The 16,363-nt window shown below is 63.3% G+C and carries 18 protein-coding genes; 16 read left to right on the top strand and 2 right to left on the bottom strand.

Annotated elements, in window-relative coordinates:
- Positions 1-80 precede the first annotated feature (80 nt).
- Genes argH through FEU76_RS06395 form a run of 7 tightly spaced genes read left to right on the top strand, consistent with a single transcriptional unit; the run spans position 81 to position 6,115 of the window.
- The gene (argH, locus tag FEU76_RS06425) at positions 81-1,484 is read left to right on the top strand and encodes an argininosuccinate lyase (protein WP_016915463.1); all 1,404 of its coding nucleotides are present in this window, start codon (positions 81-83) and stop codon (positions 1,482-1,484) included.
- Entirely contained in the window at positions 1,484-1,609 is a 126-nt protein-coding gene (lptM, locus tag FEU76_RS06420) for an LPS translocon maturation chaperone LptM (RefSeq protein ID WP_081138587.1), read from the top strand. Before argH ends, lptM begins: the two co-directional genes overlap by 1 nt.
- On the top strand, positions 1,609-2,880 hold the full coding sequence (lysA, locus tag FEU76_RS06415; RefSeq protein WP_144981446.1) for a diaminopimelate decarboxylase: 1,272 nt from the start codon (positions 1,609-1,611) through the stop codon (positions 2,878-2,880). The genes lptM and lysA overlap by 1 nt, the downstream gene beginning before the upstream one ends.
- Positions 2,880-3,713: a diaminopimelate epimerase gene (dapF, locus tag FEU76_RS06410; protein WP_016915460.1), complete on the top strand. Its 834-nt coding sequence runs from the start codon at positions 2,880-2,882 to the stop codon at positions 3,711-3,713. The genes lysA and dapF overlap by 1 nt, the downstream gene beginning before the upstream one ends.
- 16 nt (positions 3,714-3,729) lie before the next feature.
- Positions 3,730-4,458, top strand: coding sequence for a DUF484 family protein (locus FEU76_RS06405; protein ID WP_144981443.1), 729 nt, complete (start codon positions 3,730-3,732; stop codon positions 4,456-4,458).
- A complete protein-coding gene (locus tag FEU76_RS06400) occupies positions 4,448-5,362 on the top strand; it encodes a tyrosine recombinase XerC (RefSeq protein WP_144981440.1) in 915 nt (304 codons plus the stop codon). Before FEU76_RS06405 ends, FEU76_RS06400 begins: the two co-directional genes overlap by 11 nt.
- Before the next feature lie 15 nt (positions 5,363-5,377).
- On the top strand, positions 5,378-6,115 hold the full coding sequence (locus FEU76_RS06395) for an HAD family hydrolase (RefSeq protein WP_100731579.1): 738 nt from the start codon (positions 5,378-5,380) through the stop codon (positions 6,113-6,115).
- Positions 6,116-6,134: 19 nt separating this feature from the next.
- Here the strand turns inward: FEU76_RS06395 and yihA are convergent, their stop codons facing one another.
- Positions 6,135-6,782 (bottom strand): ribosome biogenesis GTP-binding protein YihA/YsxC, encoded by a 648-nt coding sequence (yihA, locus tag FEU76_RS06390; protein WP_081138598.1) that lies wholly within the window; start codon positions 6,780-6,782, stop codon positions 6,135-6,137.
- A 305-nt stretch (positions 6,783-7,087) separates the two neighbouring features.
- On the opposite strand from yihA, the gene FEU76_RS06385 reads away from it, so the two are divergent.
- From FEU76_RS06385 to dtd, 9 genes are all read left to right on the top strand, one after another.
- The gene (locus FEU76_RS06385) at positions 7,088-7,717 is read left to right on the top strand and encodes a c-type cytochrome (protein WP_081194921.1); all 630 of its coding nucleotides are present in this window, start codon (positions 7,088-7,090) and stop codon (positions 7,715-7,717) included.
- 115 nt (positions 7,718-7,832) lie between these two features.
- Positions 7,833-8,465: a thiol:disulfide interchange protein DsbA/DsbL gene (locus FEU76_RS06380; RefSeq protein WP_144981438.1), complete on the top strand. Its 633-nt coding sequence runs from the start codon at positions 7,833-7,835 to the stop codon at positions 8,463-8,465.
- A 2-nt stretch (positions 8,466-8,467) separates the two neighbouring features.
- The gene (locus tag FEU76_RS06375; RefSeq protein ID WP_144981436.1) at positions 8,468-9,331 is read left to right on the top strand and encodes an endonuclease/exonuclease/phosphatase family protein; all 864 of its coding nucleotides are present in this window, start codon (positions 8,468-8,470) and stop codon (positions 9,329-9,331) included.
- 115 nt (positions 9,332-9,446) lie between these two features.
- Positions 9,447-9,995, top strand: a complete 549-nt coding sequence (locus tag FEU76_RS06370) for a TRAP transporter small permease subunit (protein WP_039178819.1) — start codon at positions 9,447-9,449, stop codon at positions 9,993-9,995.
- Complete coding sequence (locus FEU76_RS06365; protein ID WP_096921803.1) at positions 9,995-11,410, top strand: TRAP transporter large permease; 1,416 nt, start codon at positions 9,995-9,997, stop codon at positions 11,408-11,410. The genes FEU76_RS06370 and FEU76_RS06365 overlap by 1 nt, the downstream gene beginning before the upstream one ends.
- 15 nt (positions 11,411-11,425) lie before the next feature.
- Positions 11,426-12,241, top strand: a complete 816-nt coding sequence (gene thiD / locus FEU76_RS06360) for a bifunctional hydroxymethylpyrimidine kinase/phosphomethylpyrimidine kinase (RefSeq protein ID WP_039178815.1) — start codon at positions 11,426-11,428, stop codon at positions 12,239-12,241.
- A 133-nt stretch (positions 12,242-12,374) separates the two neighbouring features.
- Positions 12,375-13,220 (top strand): universal stress protein, encoded by an 846-nt coding sequence (locus tag FEU76_RS06355; RefSeq protein WP_144981433.1) that lies wholly within the window; start codon positions 12,375-12,377, stop codon positions 13,218-13,220.
- Positions 13,221-13,315: 95 nt separating this feature from the next.
- Positions 13,316-13,894: a chalcone isomerase family protein gene (locus FEU76_RS06350; protein WP_240525285.1), complete on the top strand. Its 579-nt coding sequence runs from the start codon at positions 13,316-13,318 to the stop codon at positions 13,892-13,894.
- Positions 13,895-13,949: 55 nt separating this feature from the next.
- Complete coding sequence (gene dtd / locus FEU76_RS06345) at positions 13,950-14,387, top strand: D-aminoacyl-tRNA deacylase (RefSeq protein ID WP_144981430.1); 438 nt, start codon at positions 13,950-13,952, stop codon at positions 14,385-14,387.
- 10 nt (positions 14,388-14,397) lie between these two features.
- Here dtd and FEU76_RS06340 read toward each other — a convergent pair whose 3' ends face one another.
- The gene (locus tag FEU76_RS06340) at positions 14,398-16,344 is read right to left on the bottom strand and encodes an ABC-F family ATP-binding cassette domain-containing protein (protein ID WP_144981427.1); all 1,947 of its coding nucleotides are present in this window, start codon (positions 16,342-16,344) and stop codon (positions 14,398-14,400) included.
- Between the last annotated feature and the right edge of the window lie 19 nt (positions 16,345-16,363).

Genomic DNA, 16,363 nt, shown 5'->3' with positions numbered 1-16,363 from the left:
CGGCGTGCCGCTCGATGGGGTGACTCTGGTACACTTTCCGGTAACGACTCCTTTAGTTTTGTCAGCAGGATATATCACCGATGAGCCAAGCTACGAATCAGTCCTGGGGCGGCCGCTTCAGCGAGCCTACCGATGCCTTTGTCGCACGCTTCACCGCGTCTGTGAATTTCGACCAGCGCTTGGCGCGCCAGGATATCCAGGGCTCGATTGCCCACGCCACCATGCTGGCGCGGGTGGGCGTGCTCACCGAGGACGAGCGTGACGCCATCATCAATGGCCTGACCGAGATTCAGGGCGAGATCGAGCGCGGCGAGTTCCAGTGGTCGGTGCCGTTGGAAGACGTGCACATGAACATCGAAGCGCGGCTGACCGACAAGATCGGCATCACCGGCAAGAAACTGCACACTGGCCGTTCGCGCAACGACCAGGTGGCCACCGATATTCGCCTGTTCATGCGTGATGAAATCGATGTGATCGAGGCCGAACTGACACGGCTGCGCGATGGCATGATCACGCTGGCCGAACGGGAAGCCGATACCATCATGCCCGGCTTCACCCACCTGCAGACGGCACAGCCGGTCACTTTCGGCCACCACCTGCTGGCCTGGCAGGAAATGCTGGCCCGCGATCACGAGCGCCTGCTGGATTGCCGCAAGCGGGTCAACGTGATGCCGCTGGGTTCGGCAGCGTTGGCGGGCACCACCTACCCCATCGACCGCCACGTGACCGCCGAGCTGCTGGGCTTCGAGCGCCCATCGGAAAACTCGCTGGATGCCGTGTCGGATCGCGACTTTGCCATCGAATTCACCAGTTTCGCCAGTATCCTGCTGATGCACCTCTCGCGCATGAGTGAAGAGCTGGTGCTGTGGACCAGTGCGCAGTTCAATTTCATTGATCTGCCTGACCGCTTCTGCACTGGCTCCTCGATCATGCCGCAGAAGAAAAACCCCGACGTGCCCGAGCTGGTGCGTGGCAAGACAGGCCGCGTGTATGGCCACCTGATGGCGCTGTTGACGCTGATGAAGTCCCAGCCGCTGGCCTACAACAAGGATAACCAGGAAGACAAGGAGCCGCTGTTCGATGCCGTCGATACCGTGCGCGACTGCCTGAAAGCCTTTGCCGACATGGTGCCCGCTATCGAGCCTAAGAAAGACAGCATGTACGAGGCTGCGCGGCGTGGATTCTCGACTGCCACCGACCTGGCCGACTATCTGGTACGAAAGGGCGTGGCTTTCCGTGATGCTCACGAAATCGTCGGCCTCTCCGTGGCCTACGGCCTGAAGAGCAAGAAAGACCTCTCGGAAATGACGCTGGAAGAGCTGCAGCAGTTCTCCGCGATCATCGAGCAGGACGTTTTCGAGGTGCTGACACTGGAGGGCTCGGTGGCGGCGCGTAATCACATTGGCGGCACGGCACCGGACCAGGTGCGTGCCGCCGCCAGCCGCGCCCGTGACGCGCTGAAAGCGCTCCAGGGTGCCTCATGATGCGCGCTGCCAGTGCCTTCGGCGCGCTGCTGCTGGTGGCGCTGCTGCTGGTGGGCTGCGGCCAGAAAGGGCCGCTCTACTTGCCTGACGACACATCCGATTCGGCCGCCGAGCAGGAGGGGTAATGGATCACTTTAACTATCGCGATGGCGTGCTCTATGCCGAAGACGTGCCGCTGACGACGCTGGCCGCCGAGCTGGGCACGCCCTGTTACGTCTACTCCAAAGCCACCTTGGAGCGCCACTTCCGGGCCTACACCGAAGCGCTGGGCGGCCATCCGCACTTGATCTGCTATGCGGTGAAAGCCAACTCCAACCTGGCGGTACTGGGCCTGCTGGCACGTCTGGGTGCCGGGTTCGATATCGTCTCGGTGGGTGAGCTGGAGCGGGTGCTCAAGGCAGGAGGCGACCCCGCCAAGGTGGTGTTCTCCGGCGTGGCCAAGCAGCCCCATGAAATGGCTCGGGCCCTTGAAGTCGGGATCAAGTGCTTCAACGTCGAGTCGCGCCCGGAGCTGGAGCGCCTGAACGCCGTGGCGGGTGAGCTGGGGAAAATCGCCCCGGTCTCGCTGCGCGTCAATCCGGATGTCGATGCGGGTACCCACCCGTACATCTCTACCGGCTTGAAGGACAACAAGTTCGGCATTCCCGTCGATGATGCGCTGGACGTGTATCAACTGGCTGCCAGCCTGCCCCATTTGCGCGTGACCGGTCTGGATTGCCACATCGGCTCACAGCTGACCGAAACCGCCCCGTTCCTGGATGCCCTGGAGCGCCTGCTGCTGCTGATGGAGCGCCTGCGCGAGCAGGGTATCGAGATCGACCACCTGGACCTGGGAGGTGGCCTGGGCGTGCCTTACCGCGACGAGAAGCCGCCCCAGCCCTTCGACTACGCCAGCCAGCTGTTGGCGCGCCTCTCCCGCTGGGAAGGCGGCGAGACCCTGACGCTGCTGTTTGAGCCAGGTCGCTCTATTGCGGCCAACGCCGGGCTGATGCTCACCCGGGTAGAGTTCTTGAAACCCGGCGAGACCAAGAACTTTGCCATTGTCGATGCGGCCATGAACGACCTGATTCGCCCAGCGCTGTATCAGGCGTGGCAGGCCATTGTGCCGGTGGATACCCGCCAGCCTCGTGAGAACGCCACCTACGACGTGGTCGGCCCGGTGTGTGAAACCGGCGACTTCCTGGGCAAGGAGCGTGAGCTTGCTATCGCCGAAGGCGATCTGTTAGCGGTACGCTCCGCTGGCGCCTATGGCTTTGTCATGGCCTCGAACTACAACAGCCGCCCGCGCCCGCCAGAGGTGATGGTGGATGGCGACACGTACCACGTGGTGCGCGCTCGGGAAACGCTGGAAAGCCTGTGGGCTGGTGAGGCGCTGCTGCCGGAAGGGGCGCGCTGATGCTGCTGCACTTCACCAAGATGCACGGGCTGGGCAACGACTTCATGGTGATCGATCTGGTCACCCAGCGTGCCCGCCTGCGCGACGAGCAGATCCGCCAGTTGGCGGATCGGCGCTTTGGTATCGGTTTTGATCAACTGCTGATCGTCGAACCCCCGCGCGACCCGGATATGGACTTTCGTTATCGTATCTACAACGCCGACGGTAGCGAGGTGGAAAACTGCGGTAACGGAGCGCGCTGCTTTGCCCGCTTCGTGCGTGACCAGCGCCTGACCCACAAGCACGAAATTCACGTGGAGACCGCTGGCGGCCCGCTGGTACTCAACGTCCAGCACGATGGCATGGTGCGGGTGGACATGGGCGCACCGCGCTTCAATCCGGCCACGCTGCCCTTCGAAGCCACCGGCGACCAGCCTCTCCACGAGGTGGAGGTAGACGGTGAAACGCTCTCCCTTGGAGTGGTTTCCATGGGCAACCCCCATGCCGTGCTCCAGGTCGAGGACGTCGAGCGTGCGCCCGTCGAACGGCTGGGTCCGCTGCTGGAGTCGCATCCTCGCTTTCCCAAGCGCGTCAACGTAGGCTTCATGCAGGTCGTGTCGCCCAACGAGATTCGTCTGCGGGTCTTCGAGCGCGGCAGCGGTGAAACGCTGGCCTGCGGGACCGGGGCCTGCGCGGCGGTGGCCAGTGGCATTCGTCAGGGGCTGCTGAAAAGCCCGGTCAAGGTCTCCCTGCCGGGTGGCCAGCTGAGTATCGAGTGGCCGGGCCCAGAAGCCTCGCTGGTCATGGTGGGGCCCGCTACCCGAGTGTTCGACGGTCGGGTATCACTCAACTGATTCGAGGAGAACGGCGATGTCTCAAGCCCCTGAGCCGCGTAAAACGCTGGACCCGGACCAGGTCGCGTTCTGGCTGGCCCGCCATCCCGATTTTTTCATCGGTCGTGAGGGGCTGCTGCAACAGCTGAAAGTCCCGCACCCGCATATCGAGGGAGCGGTGTCGCTGCTCGAACGGCTGGTCATCGACCTGCGCCAGCGGGCCGAAACAGCGGAGAGCCGCCTGGAGCACCTGCTGGAAACCGCCCGCCATAACGAGGCCCAGTACCGCCGCCTGCGCGAAACGCTGCTCAGCCTGGTAGAAGCAGAAGACCGCGATGCCTTGGCGCAAGCGCTGGCGACCCAATTGAGCGAGCGTTTCCAGACGCCCGCTATGGCGCTGTGGTGCCCGGCCTCCTTGAGTGACGCAGAGCCCGCGCCGCCGCAAGCGCCCCGGCATGTGCTGGACCAGTACGCCGGTGCCCGCCTGGCGGCGTTGCTGGATGGTCGCACCAGCCGCTGCGCCAAGCTCAGCGTCAGCGACTGGAAGTGCCTGCTGCCCCATGCCAAGCCCCCGCGCAAGGCGGGCTCTTGTGCGATTACGCGGCTTTCCGCAGGCGAATCCCTGGGCTATCTGCTGCTCGCCAGCCCCGACCCCGAATGCTACCGCGCCAGCATGGATACGCTGTTTACCGAGTATCTGGGGGATATCGTTGCTCGGCTGTTGCTGCGCCTGGGGCCGCTGGGTTCGGTACCCCATGGAGAGTGACTCTCCGCTGGTGCAGGCGATAGAGGGCTATCTGGCCCATCTGGCCAGCCATGCCAGCCCGGCGACGGTGGCTGCGTATCGGCAGGATCTGAACGCGTTCTGCCAGTTTGCCCGGCAGCGCGGTGTCACTCAGCCCCATGGCTGGGACACGGCGCTGGCGCGGGCCTTCCTGGGGGCCGAGCGCAGCCGTGGCCTGGCGCCCCGCAGCCTGGCGCGCCGCCGAGCGGCGCTCTCCCGGTTTGCCGATGCGCTGGTGGAGCGCCAGCTGCGGGCGGACAACCCCGTGGCGCTGCTGCGCACCCCCAGGCAGCCCAGCCACTTGCCCCGGCCGCTGGATGTCGATGCGCTGGCCCGTTTTCTGGATACGCCCCACGATGGCACGCCGCTGGCGCTGCGGGATCAGGCCATGCTGGAGCTGTTTTACTCCAGCGGGCTGCGTCTGGCCGAGCTGGCTGCGCTGGATGTCGCCCACTTGGCGGGCCACTACGTGCGGGTCATGGGTAAGGGCAGCAAGCCCCGCCAGGTGCCAGTGGGAGCCCGGGCTCGGCAGGCGCTGGAAGCCTGGTTGGGCTGCCGTGACGGGGTGGCTGCCAGTGAAGAGCAGGCACTGTTTGTCGGCCTGCGCGGGCGACGTCTAGGGCATCGCGGCATCCAAAAGCGACTGGCCCAGCTGTCGGTACTGCGTGGCCTGCCAGAGCATCTTCACCCCCACCGTCTGCGCCACTCGTTTGCCAGCCATCTGCTGGAGTCCAGTCAGGACCTGCGGGCCGTACAGGAGCTGCTGGGGCATGCCCATCTATCGACTACCCAAGTCTACACGCGGCTGGACTGGCAGCATCTGGCCGAGAGCTACGATGCTGCCCACCCACGCGCCAAACGACGTTCCCGCGAGAGTGAAAGTTGAGGTGAGAATCGAAACATGGTCACGTTAGACGCCATCACCTTTGATCTGGACGACACCCTGTGGGACAACCACGGCGTCATGCTCACCACTGAAGAGGGCCACTACCGCTGGTTATTGACGGCGCTGGCGGCCTGGCGAGCGGCCCGCCAGGAGCCGCCGCTGGCACTGGACTACGATGCAGGCGTGGCAGACTACCTGCAGCGCCGTCAGCAGTGGGCCCGCCAGGTGCCCGAGCGTCGCGGCGACTTCACCTGGCTGCGGCTACGGGCGCTGGAAGCGCAGCTGGAGGCCAGCGGGCTACCGCGCAGCGCGGCGCTGCTGTGGGCCGCCGCCGCGATGAACGAGTTTCACCGTCTACGGGTGCAAGTCACGCCTCACCCGGAGGCGGATGGCTTGCTGGCCGCGCTGGCTCAGCGCTATCGGCTGGCCGCCATCACCAACGGCAACATTCATCTCAAGCGCCAGCCGCTGGCCGCCCACTTTCCCATAGCGATTGCGGCCGGTGAGTTACTCGCCCCCAAGCCGGACCCCAAGCCGTTTTTGACCGCGCTCGAACGGCTCGGTACCGTTCCTGCCCGGGCCATGCATGTGGGCGATTCATGGCAAGAGGACGTGCTGCCCGCGCAGCAGTTGGGCATGCACGCGGCCTGGGTGGCCGAACGTGGCGATCAGGCGCTGCCCGCCCGAGTGCATCGCATTGCCCACGTGAAGGAGTTGCCAACGCTGATTGCCTGGCTGGAGCAGCGCCGTTGAAGACGCACCTGACGCACGCTCAGTGTTCGGTTTCCTCGGGCGTGTGCAGCCAGCGGTCCAGGGTCTGGGAAAGCGTGTCCACGCCCTGACGCTTGAGGGAGGAGAAGAGCTGTACCGAGACCAGGTCTTCCCACTCTTTCAGGCGTGAACGCACCTTCTGCAACGCCGCGCTGGCAGGCCCTTTCTTCAGCTTGTCGGCCTTGGTCAGTAGAATATGCACCGGCATGCCCCGCTGGTCGGCGAACTCCAGCATCATCTGGTCGAATTCGGTGAGCGGGTGACGTACATCCATGAGCAGGACCAGGCCGCGCAGGCTGAAGCGGCCGCGCAGGTACTCGGAGAGGTGCTGCTGCCACTCGATCTTGACCGCTTCCGGCACTTTGGCATAGCCATAGCCGGGCAGGTCGACCAGGCGGCGACTTTCATCGTTCATCACGCTGAAAAAGTTGATCAGTTGCGTACGCCCAGGGGTGCGCGAGGTGCGTGCCAGCGCGCTCTGCTGGGTCAGCGCGTTGATGGCGCTGGACTTGCCCGCATTGGAGCGCCCGGCAAATGCCACTTCGGCACCGGTGTCGTCTGGACACAGGGCCAGCGTGGGGGCGCTGATCAAGAATCGCGCAGTAGGGTAGTTCAGTCGTGGGACTGGGCTATCATGAAGGGTAGACATGATGGTGTTCCTGAAAACAGACATGAAAGAGGGCTCATCGAGCCATCCTGCAGGGATCGCCAAGGTACCGCGACGAATTACCCCAAAAGCAGACATGGACTTGCATTCCCGCCGCCTGGGTGATTCGTTATAATGCATGAGGTTTATAACTGCGACCTGGGGCGCTAGTGTACCATCGCGTTCTAGCCAGCAGCGACCAACAACCTGTTGTTCGTTTCGGCGGAGCTGACCCTGGTAGTGTGCAGAGCCTGGGCAGTGCCCAGGGTGCGTACCAGTCAATAATCAAACGGCATAGTGGAATAGCAATGAGAAAGTTACTGGCAAGCCTGGCAATTACCATGGGTGCCGTTGGCACCGCTCACGCCCAAACGGACTATGAAGCCGACGCAGATGCGGCCGCAGGCCGCGAAATGGCACAAACTTGCGCCGCCTGTCATGGCCAAGCGGGTATCAGCCCTTCGGGCGCTTTCCCCAACCTGGCCGGGCAGCAGATGTCCTATCTGGCCAAGCAAATCATGGACATTCGTGACGGCGACCGCCTGGTGCCCACCATGGCAGGTCAAGTAGACGACTTCTCCGACCAGGACGCCTGGGACGTAGCGGCCTTCTTCGCCGGTCAGGACGCCAACCTGGGTCAAACCAGCGATGAAGATGCCGAGCTGCTCGCCCGCGGTGAAGAGCTGTATCGCGCAGGCGACATGAGCAAGGGCATTCCTGCCTGCAGCGCATGCCATACGCCCACCGGTGTCGGGATCGGCAGTGCCGTCTATCCGGCGCTGTCGGGTCAGCACGTGGAGTACACCATCTCTACTCTGCAGGACTTCGCATCAGGCGAGCGTACCAACAGCCCCAACAACCTGATGGGCGATATCGCTTCCAAGATGAGCGATCGTGACATGGAAGCGGTTGCGAACTACGTATTGGGCCTGAACTAAGCGCTCGATGCCGTGCCCCATCCTGCGCTGAACCGGCAGGGTGGGGAACCTGCCTGTGCAAGCGGTGGTCTTAGCCTTGCCCTTGTTGGCTCGCTTATTCTGGAGAGTTCTCGCTATGTTGAAAACGTTGATGGTCGCCCTGGCTGGTCTAGGTCTTTCCGCTGCGGTCAGTGCCCAGGAGTTGGTGGAAGGCCAGCACTACACGCTGCTGGCGTCTCCGGTCGCCACGCAGGTGGAAGAAGGCCAAATTGAAGTGACTGAAGCGTTCTGGTTTGGCTGCCCGCACTGCTACCGGTTGCAAGAGCATGTCAGCGACTGGTACGCCACGCTGGAAGACGACGTCAGTGTGATCCACATGCCGGCCACCATGGGCGGTGACTGGAATACCCATGCCACGGCCTTCTACGCCGCTCAGTCGCTGGGTATCGAAGAAGAACTGCATGGCGACTTCTTCGATGCCATCCATCAGGATGGCCGCTCTCTGACCGACCCTGATGACATTGCCGAGTTCTTCGCCAACTACGGCGTCAGTGAAGAAGAAGCCAAGCAGGCGCTGAGCGCTTTCAGCGTCCGTAGCGATGTCAACAAGGCCAACAGTCGCATGCGTGAAATGCGCCTGATGGGCGTTCCTGCCATCGTGGTGGATGGCCGCTATGTGGTATCGCCGCAAACCGCAGGCAGCCTCGAGAACATGCCGCGCATTGCCGATGCCCTGGTGGAAAAAGTGCGTAACGAGCGCGCTCAATAACCGTGCTCGAACACGGCACTACCGGTGAGCCTGCGGGCTCGCCACAGGCGCCCGCCGCTCCCTCGCTGGAGCGGGGGCACCTGCGCCTGCTGACGTTCAATCTGCAGGTGGGTATCCAGACCTCTGCCTATCACCATTACCTCACCCGCAGCTGGCAACATTTCTTGCCGCATCCCCAGCGCTTGAAGCGCCTGGCGATGATGGGCAGCGTGCTCGAGCAGTTCGATGTGGTGGGTCTCCAGGAGGTGGATGGCGGCAGCTTTCGCTCCAGCCGTGTCAACCAGGTGGAGTTTCTCGCCGCCCAGGCAAAATTCCCGCACTATTTTCAGCAGCTGAACCGCAACCTGGGGCAGTTCGCTCAGCACAGCAACGGGCTGCTGTCGCGGCTGGTGCCGAGCCGTATCGAAGAGCACCGGCTGCCCGGGATGCTGCCAGGGCGAGGCGCGATTCATGCCCGCTATGGCGATGGCCCCGATGCCCTGCACATCTTCGTGGCCCACCTGGCCTTGAGCCACCGTGGCCGGGTACGCCAGCTGGACTACCTCAGCGACATCATTCAGCCGCTGCGCCATGTGGTCGTGATGGGGGACCTCAACTGTACGCCGGATCAACTGCATGCCCACGAGCGTTTCAGCACGTCGTTGTCGCTACATCCGGTGAAGCCGCTGCTCAGCTACCCCTCCTGGCAGCCGCGTAGGGCGCTGGATCATATTCTGCTGTCCCAAACGCTGGAAGCCGCAGAAGTGCGCGTGCTGGATCATCTGTTTTCCGATCACTTGCCCATCGCGGTCGACCTGCCCTTGCCCGCAGCCTGCGTCAGTGCGCTGGCAGAGGCCGAGCATGCGCAAACCCATGGGCGTTCATAGCCAGACGTGCCGCCCAGACGTATGGATAAGCGTTTAATCCTGTGAATGGGGATGACGTCAGGCCCAGAATCAGCGATGATTCTGGGCCGTTTTTATTCATGCTGGGACATCTGCTATGCCGACGAGTGCTCAAGAGCCACGTTTATTGCGTTGGCTGGACTGCGTAACCGAGGGGATTGGCCGAGCCATTGCTTGGCTGGTGATCATCATGATGCTGGTCCAGTTTGCCATTGTCATCATGCGCTACTGGCTGGGCATCAACAGCATCGTCATGCAAGAGTCGGTGATGTACATGCACGCCGCAGTGTTCATGCTGGGCGCCGCCTGGACCCTCAAGCGCGATGGTCATGTCCGCGTCGATATTTTCTATCGCCGCCTGTCCGACCGTGGGCGGGCCTGGATCGACCTGATGGGCACGCTGCTGCTGCTGATTCCGGTGTCGATCTTCATCGCCGTCAGCAGCTTTCATTACGTACGCAGCAGCTGGGCCATCATGGAACGCTCATCGGATGGCGGCATTCCCGGCGTCTACCTGCTGAAGACGCTCATGCTGGTGATGGTGGCGCTGCTGCTGCTGCAGGCGGTGGCACAGCTGATTCGCCAGACCTTGATATTGCGCGGCAAACTGCCTACCACGCCCCCTGCTCACGAGGAGATCATCTAGTGCTGGCGACCTTATTAGACATGATGCCGCTGGTACTCTTTGCTGCGGTCTGTATCGTCCTGATGCTGGGGTATCCGGTGGCGCTTTCGCTGGCGGGCACCGCGTTGGCTTTTGCCGGGTTCGGGCTGCTGCTGCAGTCCATGGGCGTGGATGTTCCCTTCGAAGCGCGCATGATGAACGCCATGCCCAACCGGCTTTACGGCATCATGACCAATGCCACGCTGCTGGCGGTGCCGCTGTTCGTGCTCATGGGCGTCCTGCTGGAGAAGTCTCGGGTAGCGGAAACGCTGCTGGACGCCATGGCCATGGCCTTCGGCGCGCTGCGCGGCGGCCTGGGTATCGCGGTGGTCATCGTCGGCATGTTGCTGGCGGCTTCTACGGGGATCGTCGGGGCCACGGTCGTCACCATGGGGCTTCTGTCGCTGCCCACGATGCTGAAGCGCGGCTACTCGCCCGCGCTGGCCACGGGCACGATCTGCGCCACGGGTACGCTGGGGCAGATCATTCCTCCCTCGATTGCGCTGGTGCTGCTGGGCGACGTACTTTCCAACGCCTACCAGCAGGCGCAGCTCTCCATGGGCGTGTGGAGCCCGAAAACCCTGTCGATTGGGGACTTGTTCATTGGCGCATTGGTGCCCGGCCTGTTGCTGGTCGTGGTGTATATCCTCTATCTGCTGATGGTGGCATGGTTGAAGCCGGAGGCGGCACCAGCTGCGGACCGCGCAGCGCTGAAGGCCGAGCTGGGGCACACCGGGAGCATCTGGCCGCTGCTGTTGAAAGGCTTGCTGCCTCCGGTACTGCTGATCGTGGCGGTGCTTGGCTCGATTCTGGGGGGCTTTGCAACGCCTACCGAAGCGTCGGCGGTGGGCGCGTTTGGTGCGCTGGTACTGGCGGCGACCAATCGCCAGTTGAGTATCAATATGCTCAAGGAAACGCTGCACTCCACGGCACAGGTCACCAGCATGGTGTTCCTGATCCTGATTGGCGCTGCGCTGTTTTCACTGGTGTTTCGCGCTTACGGCGGTGAAGAGCTGGTCACCGAGCTGTTCGAAGCCATGCCGGGCGGCGTGGTCGGGGCCACGCTGGTGGTCATGCTGGTGATCTTCCTGCTGGGCTTCATTCTCGACTTCATCGAAATCACCTTCGTGGTGGTGCCCATCGTCGGGCCCGTCCTGCTGGCCATGGGCGTAGACCCCATCTGGCTGGGCATCATGATCGCGGTCAACCTGCAAACCTCGTTTTTGACCCCGCCGTTCGGTTTTGCGCTGTTCTACCTGCGCGGCGTGACCCCGGCCAGCGTGCCGACCTCGGCCATTTACAAGGGCGTGATCCCGTTCATCATTCTTCAGTTGGGCATGCTGTTGGCGCTGGCGATTTTCCCCGGCATCGCCACTTGGCTACCCTCTGTTCTCTAAGAGGTGAGGAGCGTCATGATTGCCAACGTATTGACCATCGCTGGCTCCGACCCCTCGGGCGGGGCGGGCATCCAGGCGGATCTGAAAACCTTCTCCGCGCTGGGCACCTACGGCACCAGCGTGATCACGGCGCTGACCGCCCAAAACACTTGCGGTGTCGCCGGGGTACATGGCGTCTCGGTGGCGGCCATCCGTCAGCAGTTAGAGCACCTGCTGGCCGATGTGCATATCGATGCCGTAAAAATTGGCATGGTGGCCAGCCGTGACGTGGCACAGACCATTGCCGACGTGCTGCGGCAGCGTCGCCCACGCTGGATCGTGCTGGATCCGGTCATGGTCGCGAAGAGCGGTGACGTCCTGGTGGACGATGCCGGCATCCGCGCCGTGCGCGATATTCTGGTGCCCCTGGCGGACGTGATCACTCCCAATCTTCCCGAAGCCGCCGTGCTGCTGGACCGCTCGCGGCCCGCATCGCTGGAAGACATGGAGGCGCTGCTGCCGGAGCTGGTGGCGCTGGGCGCGCCTTACGTGGTGCTCAAGGGTGGGCACCTGCGGGGTGAAACCTGCCCGGATTTGCTGGCCTCCCCTCAGGGCCAGCGCTGGCTGGCCGCCGAGCGGATTGCCACCGACAACCTGCACGGCACCGGCTGTGCGCTGTCATCGGCGATCACGGCATGCTTGGCCAAGCTGCCCCCGCAGGCAAGCAGCGAGGCCCCCATCGAAGCGATCACCACCGCCAAGCAGTGGTTGCACGAGGCCCTGGCCGCCAGCGAACGCCTCAACGTGGGCCAGGGAAGAGGGCCGGTTCACCACTTTCATGCCTGGTGGTAGCCGTCGCTGGAAGCGCTCAATGACTCAGGGCCTGCGCCGATAAAAGACGGCTTGCGAGATAGGCGAACGGGCACCATGCTGAAGGGTGCCCGTTTCATCCAACCGGCTGCGCTATTCGGCCAAGGAGCACGCCATGTCTCGCTCGCTGCTGTTTGCCTCCGATCTTTCCCAGGAAAATCGCGGCGCGTTTGCGCGCGCCCTGCGCCTTGCCCATGAGCAAGGGGCGGCCTTGAGTGCACTGCACGTACTCGACCCTTATCTGCCGCACCGTACCCTGCATGACCTGGAACAGGCCGTCAGTGATGATATCAGCGCCACGCTGACGGATTTGCGCGAAGACTACGCCCTGGCGATGCCGCAGCTGATGATCCAGACCGTGGTGGGCGAGCCCCACGCGGAAATCGTCCGCGAGGCCCACGAGCGTCAGGCATCGCTGATCGTGCTGGGTATGCACCGCAAACGAGGCCAGAAGGAACTGCTGCAGGGCACCACCATGATGCGCGTGCTGCGCAGCGCACCGTGCCCCGTGGTCGTCGCGTTCACCCCGCCGACGCAGTCCTGGCGGCATATCGTGGTGCCCATCGATTTTTCACTGACCGCACGCCAGACACTCAAGGAAGCCCTGATACGCTTCCCGGAGGCGCATATCACCCTGCTGCATGCCTGGAGCCTGCCGGGCGAGCGTGAGGTGGGTAATCAGGCCTTCTACGCCCAGTGGCGAGACCATGAGGTCAACCGGCTGCGCACGGCGCTGGACAACGAAGTCGATAGCCTGATGGACGAACTGCAGGGCGTGCCTGATACGCAGCTGGTACTGGAGCCGGGCAACCCCTGCGATGTGCTCGGCGACTATATCAAGCGCCATTCGCCTGACCTGGTGATGCTGGGAAGCCGCAGCCGACCCCAGCAGCCCAACCCGCTTACCGAGATGCTGCTGAGCGAGCCGCACTGCGATGTGATGATTTGTCGGCCCTGGTAGCACCGCGCGCCATTGGTTGTACGGAACCTTTACGCATAACATGGGTATGTATAGCGTAGAGGTTCCTGTTCCTTCTGCTTCAAGAGGAAAACATCGTGCGGCGACTCAAGCAATCCACTCCGTTCACTATCCTGTTACTGCTGGCAGCATCGCTGTGGGTATCGGCGGCCATGGCCAGCAGTGTCACCGAGCGTGGTGAGCAGTTCGACCGTGTGGTCGAAGACCAAGGGCAGCGCTATTCCCTGCTAGGCAGTGGCGTGTTCCGCTACATGATCTGGACGGCCTACGCGGGGGCCTACTACCAGCTGGAAGGCGAAAACGAGCCGCAACCGCTGGGCGACGTGCCGCGCCGCCTGGAACTGGCTTATTTTCACGCCATTTCTGCCAGCGACTTTGCCGATGCCACCGAAAAAACCTTGCGTGACTCCCTGACGTTATTCGAATTCAACCAGATTCAGGACAGCATGGCGCAGCTCAACCAGCGCTATCAGGATGTCTCGCCCGGCGACCGTTACCTGTTGAGCTGGGACGGCGAGCATCTGCGCCTGGCCCTCAATGGCGAGACGCTCTTCGAGGATGACAGCGCCGAGTTTGCTCGGGCCATGTTTGGTATCTGGCTGGGTGAGCGCCCGCTGGGCGAAGGCTTTCGGGATGCCCTGTTAGGGCGCAGCTGAACTGCGCTAGACTCTTGCCCCTGAAGAGCAGACATCACCCAGGGGTAAGCGTGACGTGAAGGCTTTGATTCAACGAGTAACCACCGCCAGCGTGGCGGTGGAGGGGCAGGTCATCGGCGCCATTGATCACGGGCTCATGGCACTGATCGGCGTCGAAAGAGGCGACAGCGAGGCTAATGCCGACAAGCTGTTGCACAAGCTGCTGAATTACCGCGTGTTCAGTGACGAGGCGGGCAAGATGAACCATAACCTGCAGCAGGTCCAGGGGGGCTTGCTGCTGGTGTCCCAGTTCACGCTGGCCGCCGATACCCGCAAGGGGCTGCGGCCGGGTTTTTCCAGCGCCGCACCGCCGGAGGAAGGCGAGCGGCTATTCGATTACCTGGTGGCGCGCGCGCAGCAAGCGGGCCCACCGGTGGCCACTGGGCAGTTTGGCGCCGACATGCAGGTGGCGCTGGTCAACGATGGCCCGGTGACCTTCATGCTGGAAGGGTAGCGGAAAAACCTCAGGCGTTTTCGCTGGCCAGCAGTTCGGCTTCCATGGCTTCCAGCGCCTCTTCGGCGGCTAGCCAGGCCTGCTCGGTGCGCTCCAGCTCGACCTTGGCATCGGCTTGCCGGGCCAGTGCCTGGGTCAGTTCCGCCTTGCGGGCGCTGTTGGTATACAGCGTGGCATCGGCCAGCACGGTTTCGACTTCCTCCAGCGCCGCCTGGGCCTTCTCCATCTGTTTTTCGGCCTGATCACGAACCTTTTTCAAGGGTCGCAGCTTTTCACGCAGCTCGGCGGCAGCCTTGCGAGCGGCCTTGCGGTCAGTGGTGGGCTGCTGCCCCTGGCGCTCGCTCTTCTCGCTGCGTGCGTCGCGGCGGCTCTCTTCCAGGCGTGCTTTCAGCCAGGCGCGATAATCCTCCAGGTCGCCATCGAACGGCTCGACCCGATGGTCGGCCACACACCAGAACTCATCGACCGTTGCGCGCAGCAGGTGACGGTCGTGGGAGACCAGGATGACGGTACCCTCGAAGGCGGCCAGCGCTTCGGTGAGCGCTTCGCGCATTTCCAGGTCCAGATGGTTGGTCGGTTCATCCAGCAGCAACAGGTTGGGTTTTTGCCAGGCCACCAGGGCCAGCGCCAGGCGCGCCTTCTCGCCCCCCGAGAAGGTCGCCACCTCGCCGAAGGCGTCATCGCCCTTGAAACCGAAGCCGCCCAGGAAATTGCGAATGTCCTGATCGCTGGCAGTAGGTGAGAGCCGCTGGACGTGGACAAACGGGGTGGTGGTCACGTCCAGCCCTTCCAACTGATGCTGGGCAAAGTAACCAATCGCCAGATGCTCGCCGGGCACCCGCTTGCCCTCCAGCAGGGCCAGCTCGCCGGTCAGCGATTTGATCAGCGTGGATTTGCCCGCGCCGTTGGGGCCCAGCAAGCCAATGCGGCTACCGGGTAGCAGGGTGATATTGACCTTTTCCAGCTGCGCGACATCGGCCGCTTCGCTGCGATATCCCAGGGTTGCCTGGTCCAGCACCAGCAGGGGGTGAGAAGTCTTGTCGGCGGCGGGTAGCGTGAAGTGGAAGGGCGAGTCCACGTGCGCCATGGCGATATCTTCCATGCGCTCGAGCATCTTCATGCGGCTCTGGGCCTGGCGAGCCTTGGTCGCCTTGGCCTTGAAGCGGGCGATGAACCGCTCTATTTCCTCACGGCGCGCCTGCTGCTTGGCGGCTTCGGCCTGCTGGAGCGCGAGCTTCTCGGCACGGGTACGCTCGAAGCGTGAGTAGTTGCCCCGGTAAAGCTCCAGGGTCTGATGATGCATGTGGACGATGTGGTCGCACACGGCATCCAGGAAGTCGCGGTCGTGAGAGATCAGCAGCAGCGTGCCTGGGTAACGTACCAGCCACTGCTCCAGCCACAGCAGTGCATCCAGGTCCAGGTGGTTGGTCGGCTCGTCGAGCAGCAGCAGGTCGGAAGGCATGAACAGAGTGCGGGCCAGATTGACTCGCATACGCCAGCCACCGGAAAAATCGGAAAGCGGGCGCTGCAGGTCGGCCTGTATGAAGCCCAGCCCCACCAGCAGCTGGGCGGCGCGGGAGGCGGCGCTGTAGCCGTCCAGCGTCTCGATCAGACCATGCAGCTCGGCTTCACGGTGGGCATCCCCCGCCTGCTGGGCGGCCAGCAGGTCGGCTTCGGCCTGGCGCAGGGCATGATCGCCATCCAGCACGTATTCGACGATGGGGCGGTCCAGCGCTTCCACTTCCTGAGCCATGTGTGCGATACGCTGGCCACCGCTCATCTCTACATCGCCCTGGTCCGGGCCCAGCTCGCCCAGCAGCAGTTTGAACAGGCTCGACTTGCCTGCCCCGTTGGCCCCGATGATGCCTGCCTTGACCCCGTTGTGCAGGGTCAGGTCGGCGCTTTCCAGGAGCGTTTGCGTACCTCGTTGCAGGGCGACTTGGCGCAGTGCGATCATGCTTTCTCCCGAAACCAGT

This window comes from Halomonas sp. C22 (assembly GCF_007655045.1).
Classification (GTDB): domain Bacteria; phylum Pseudomonadota; class Gammaproteobacteria; order Pseudomonadales; family Halomonadaceae; genus Vreelandella; species Vreelandella hamiltonii.
Note: the sequence above shows the minus strand (reverse complement) of the source record. Positions and strands in the feature narration are given on the sequence as shown.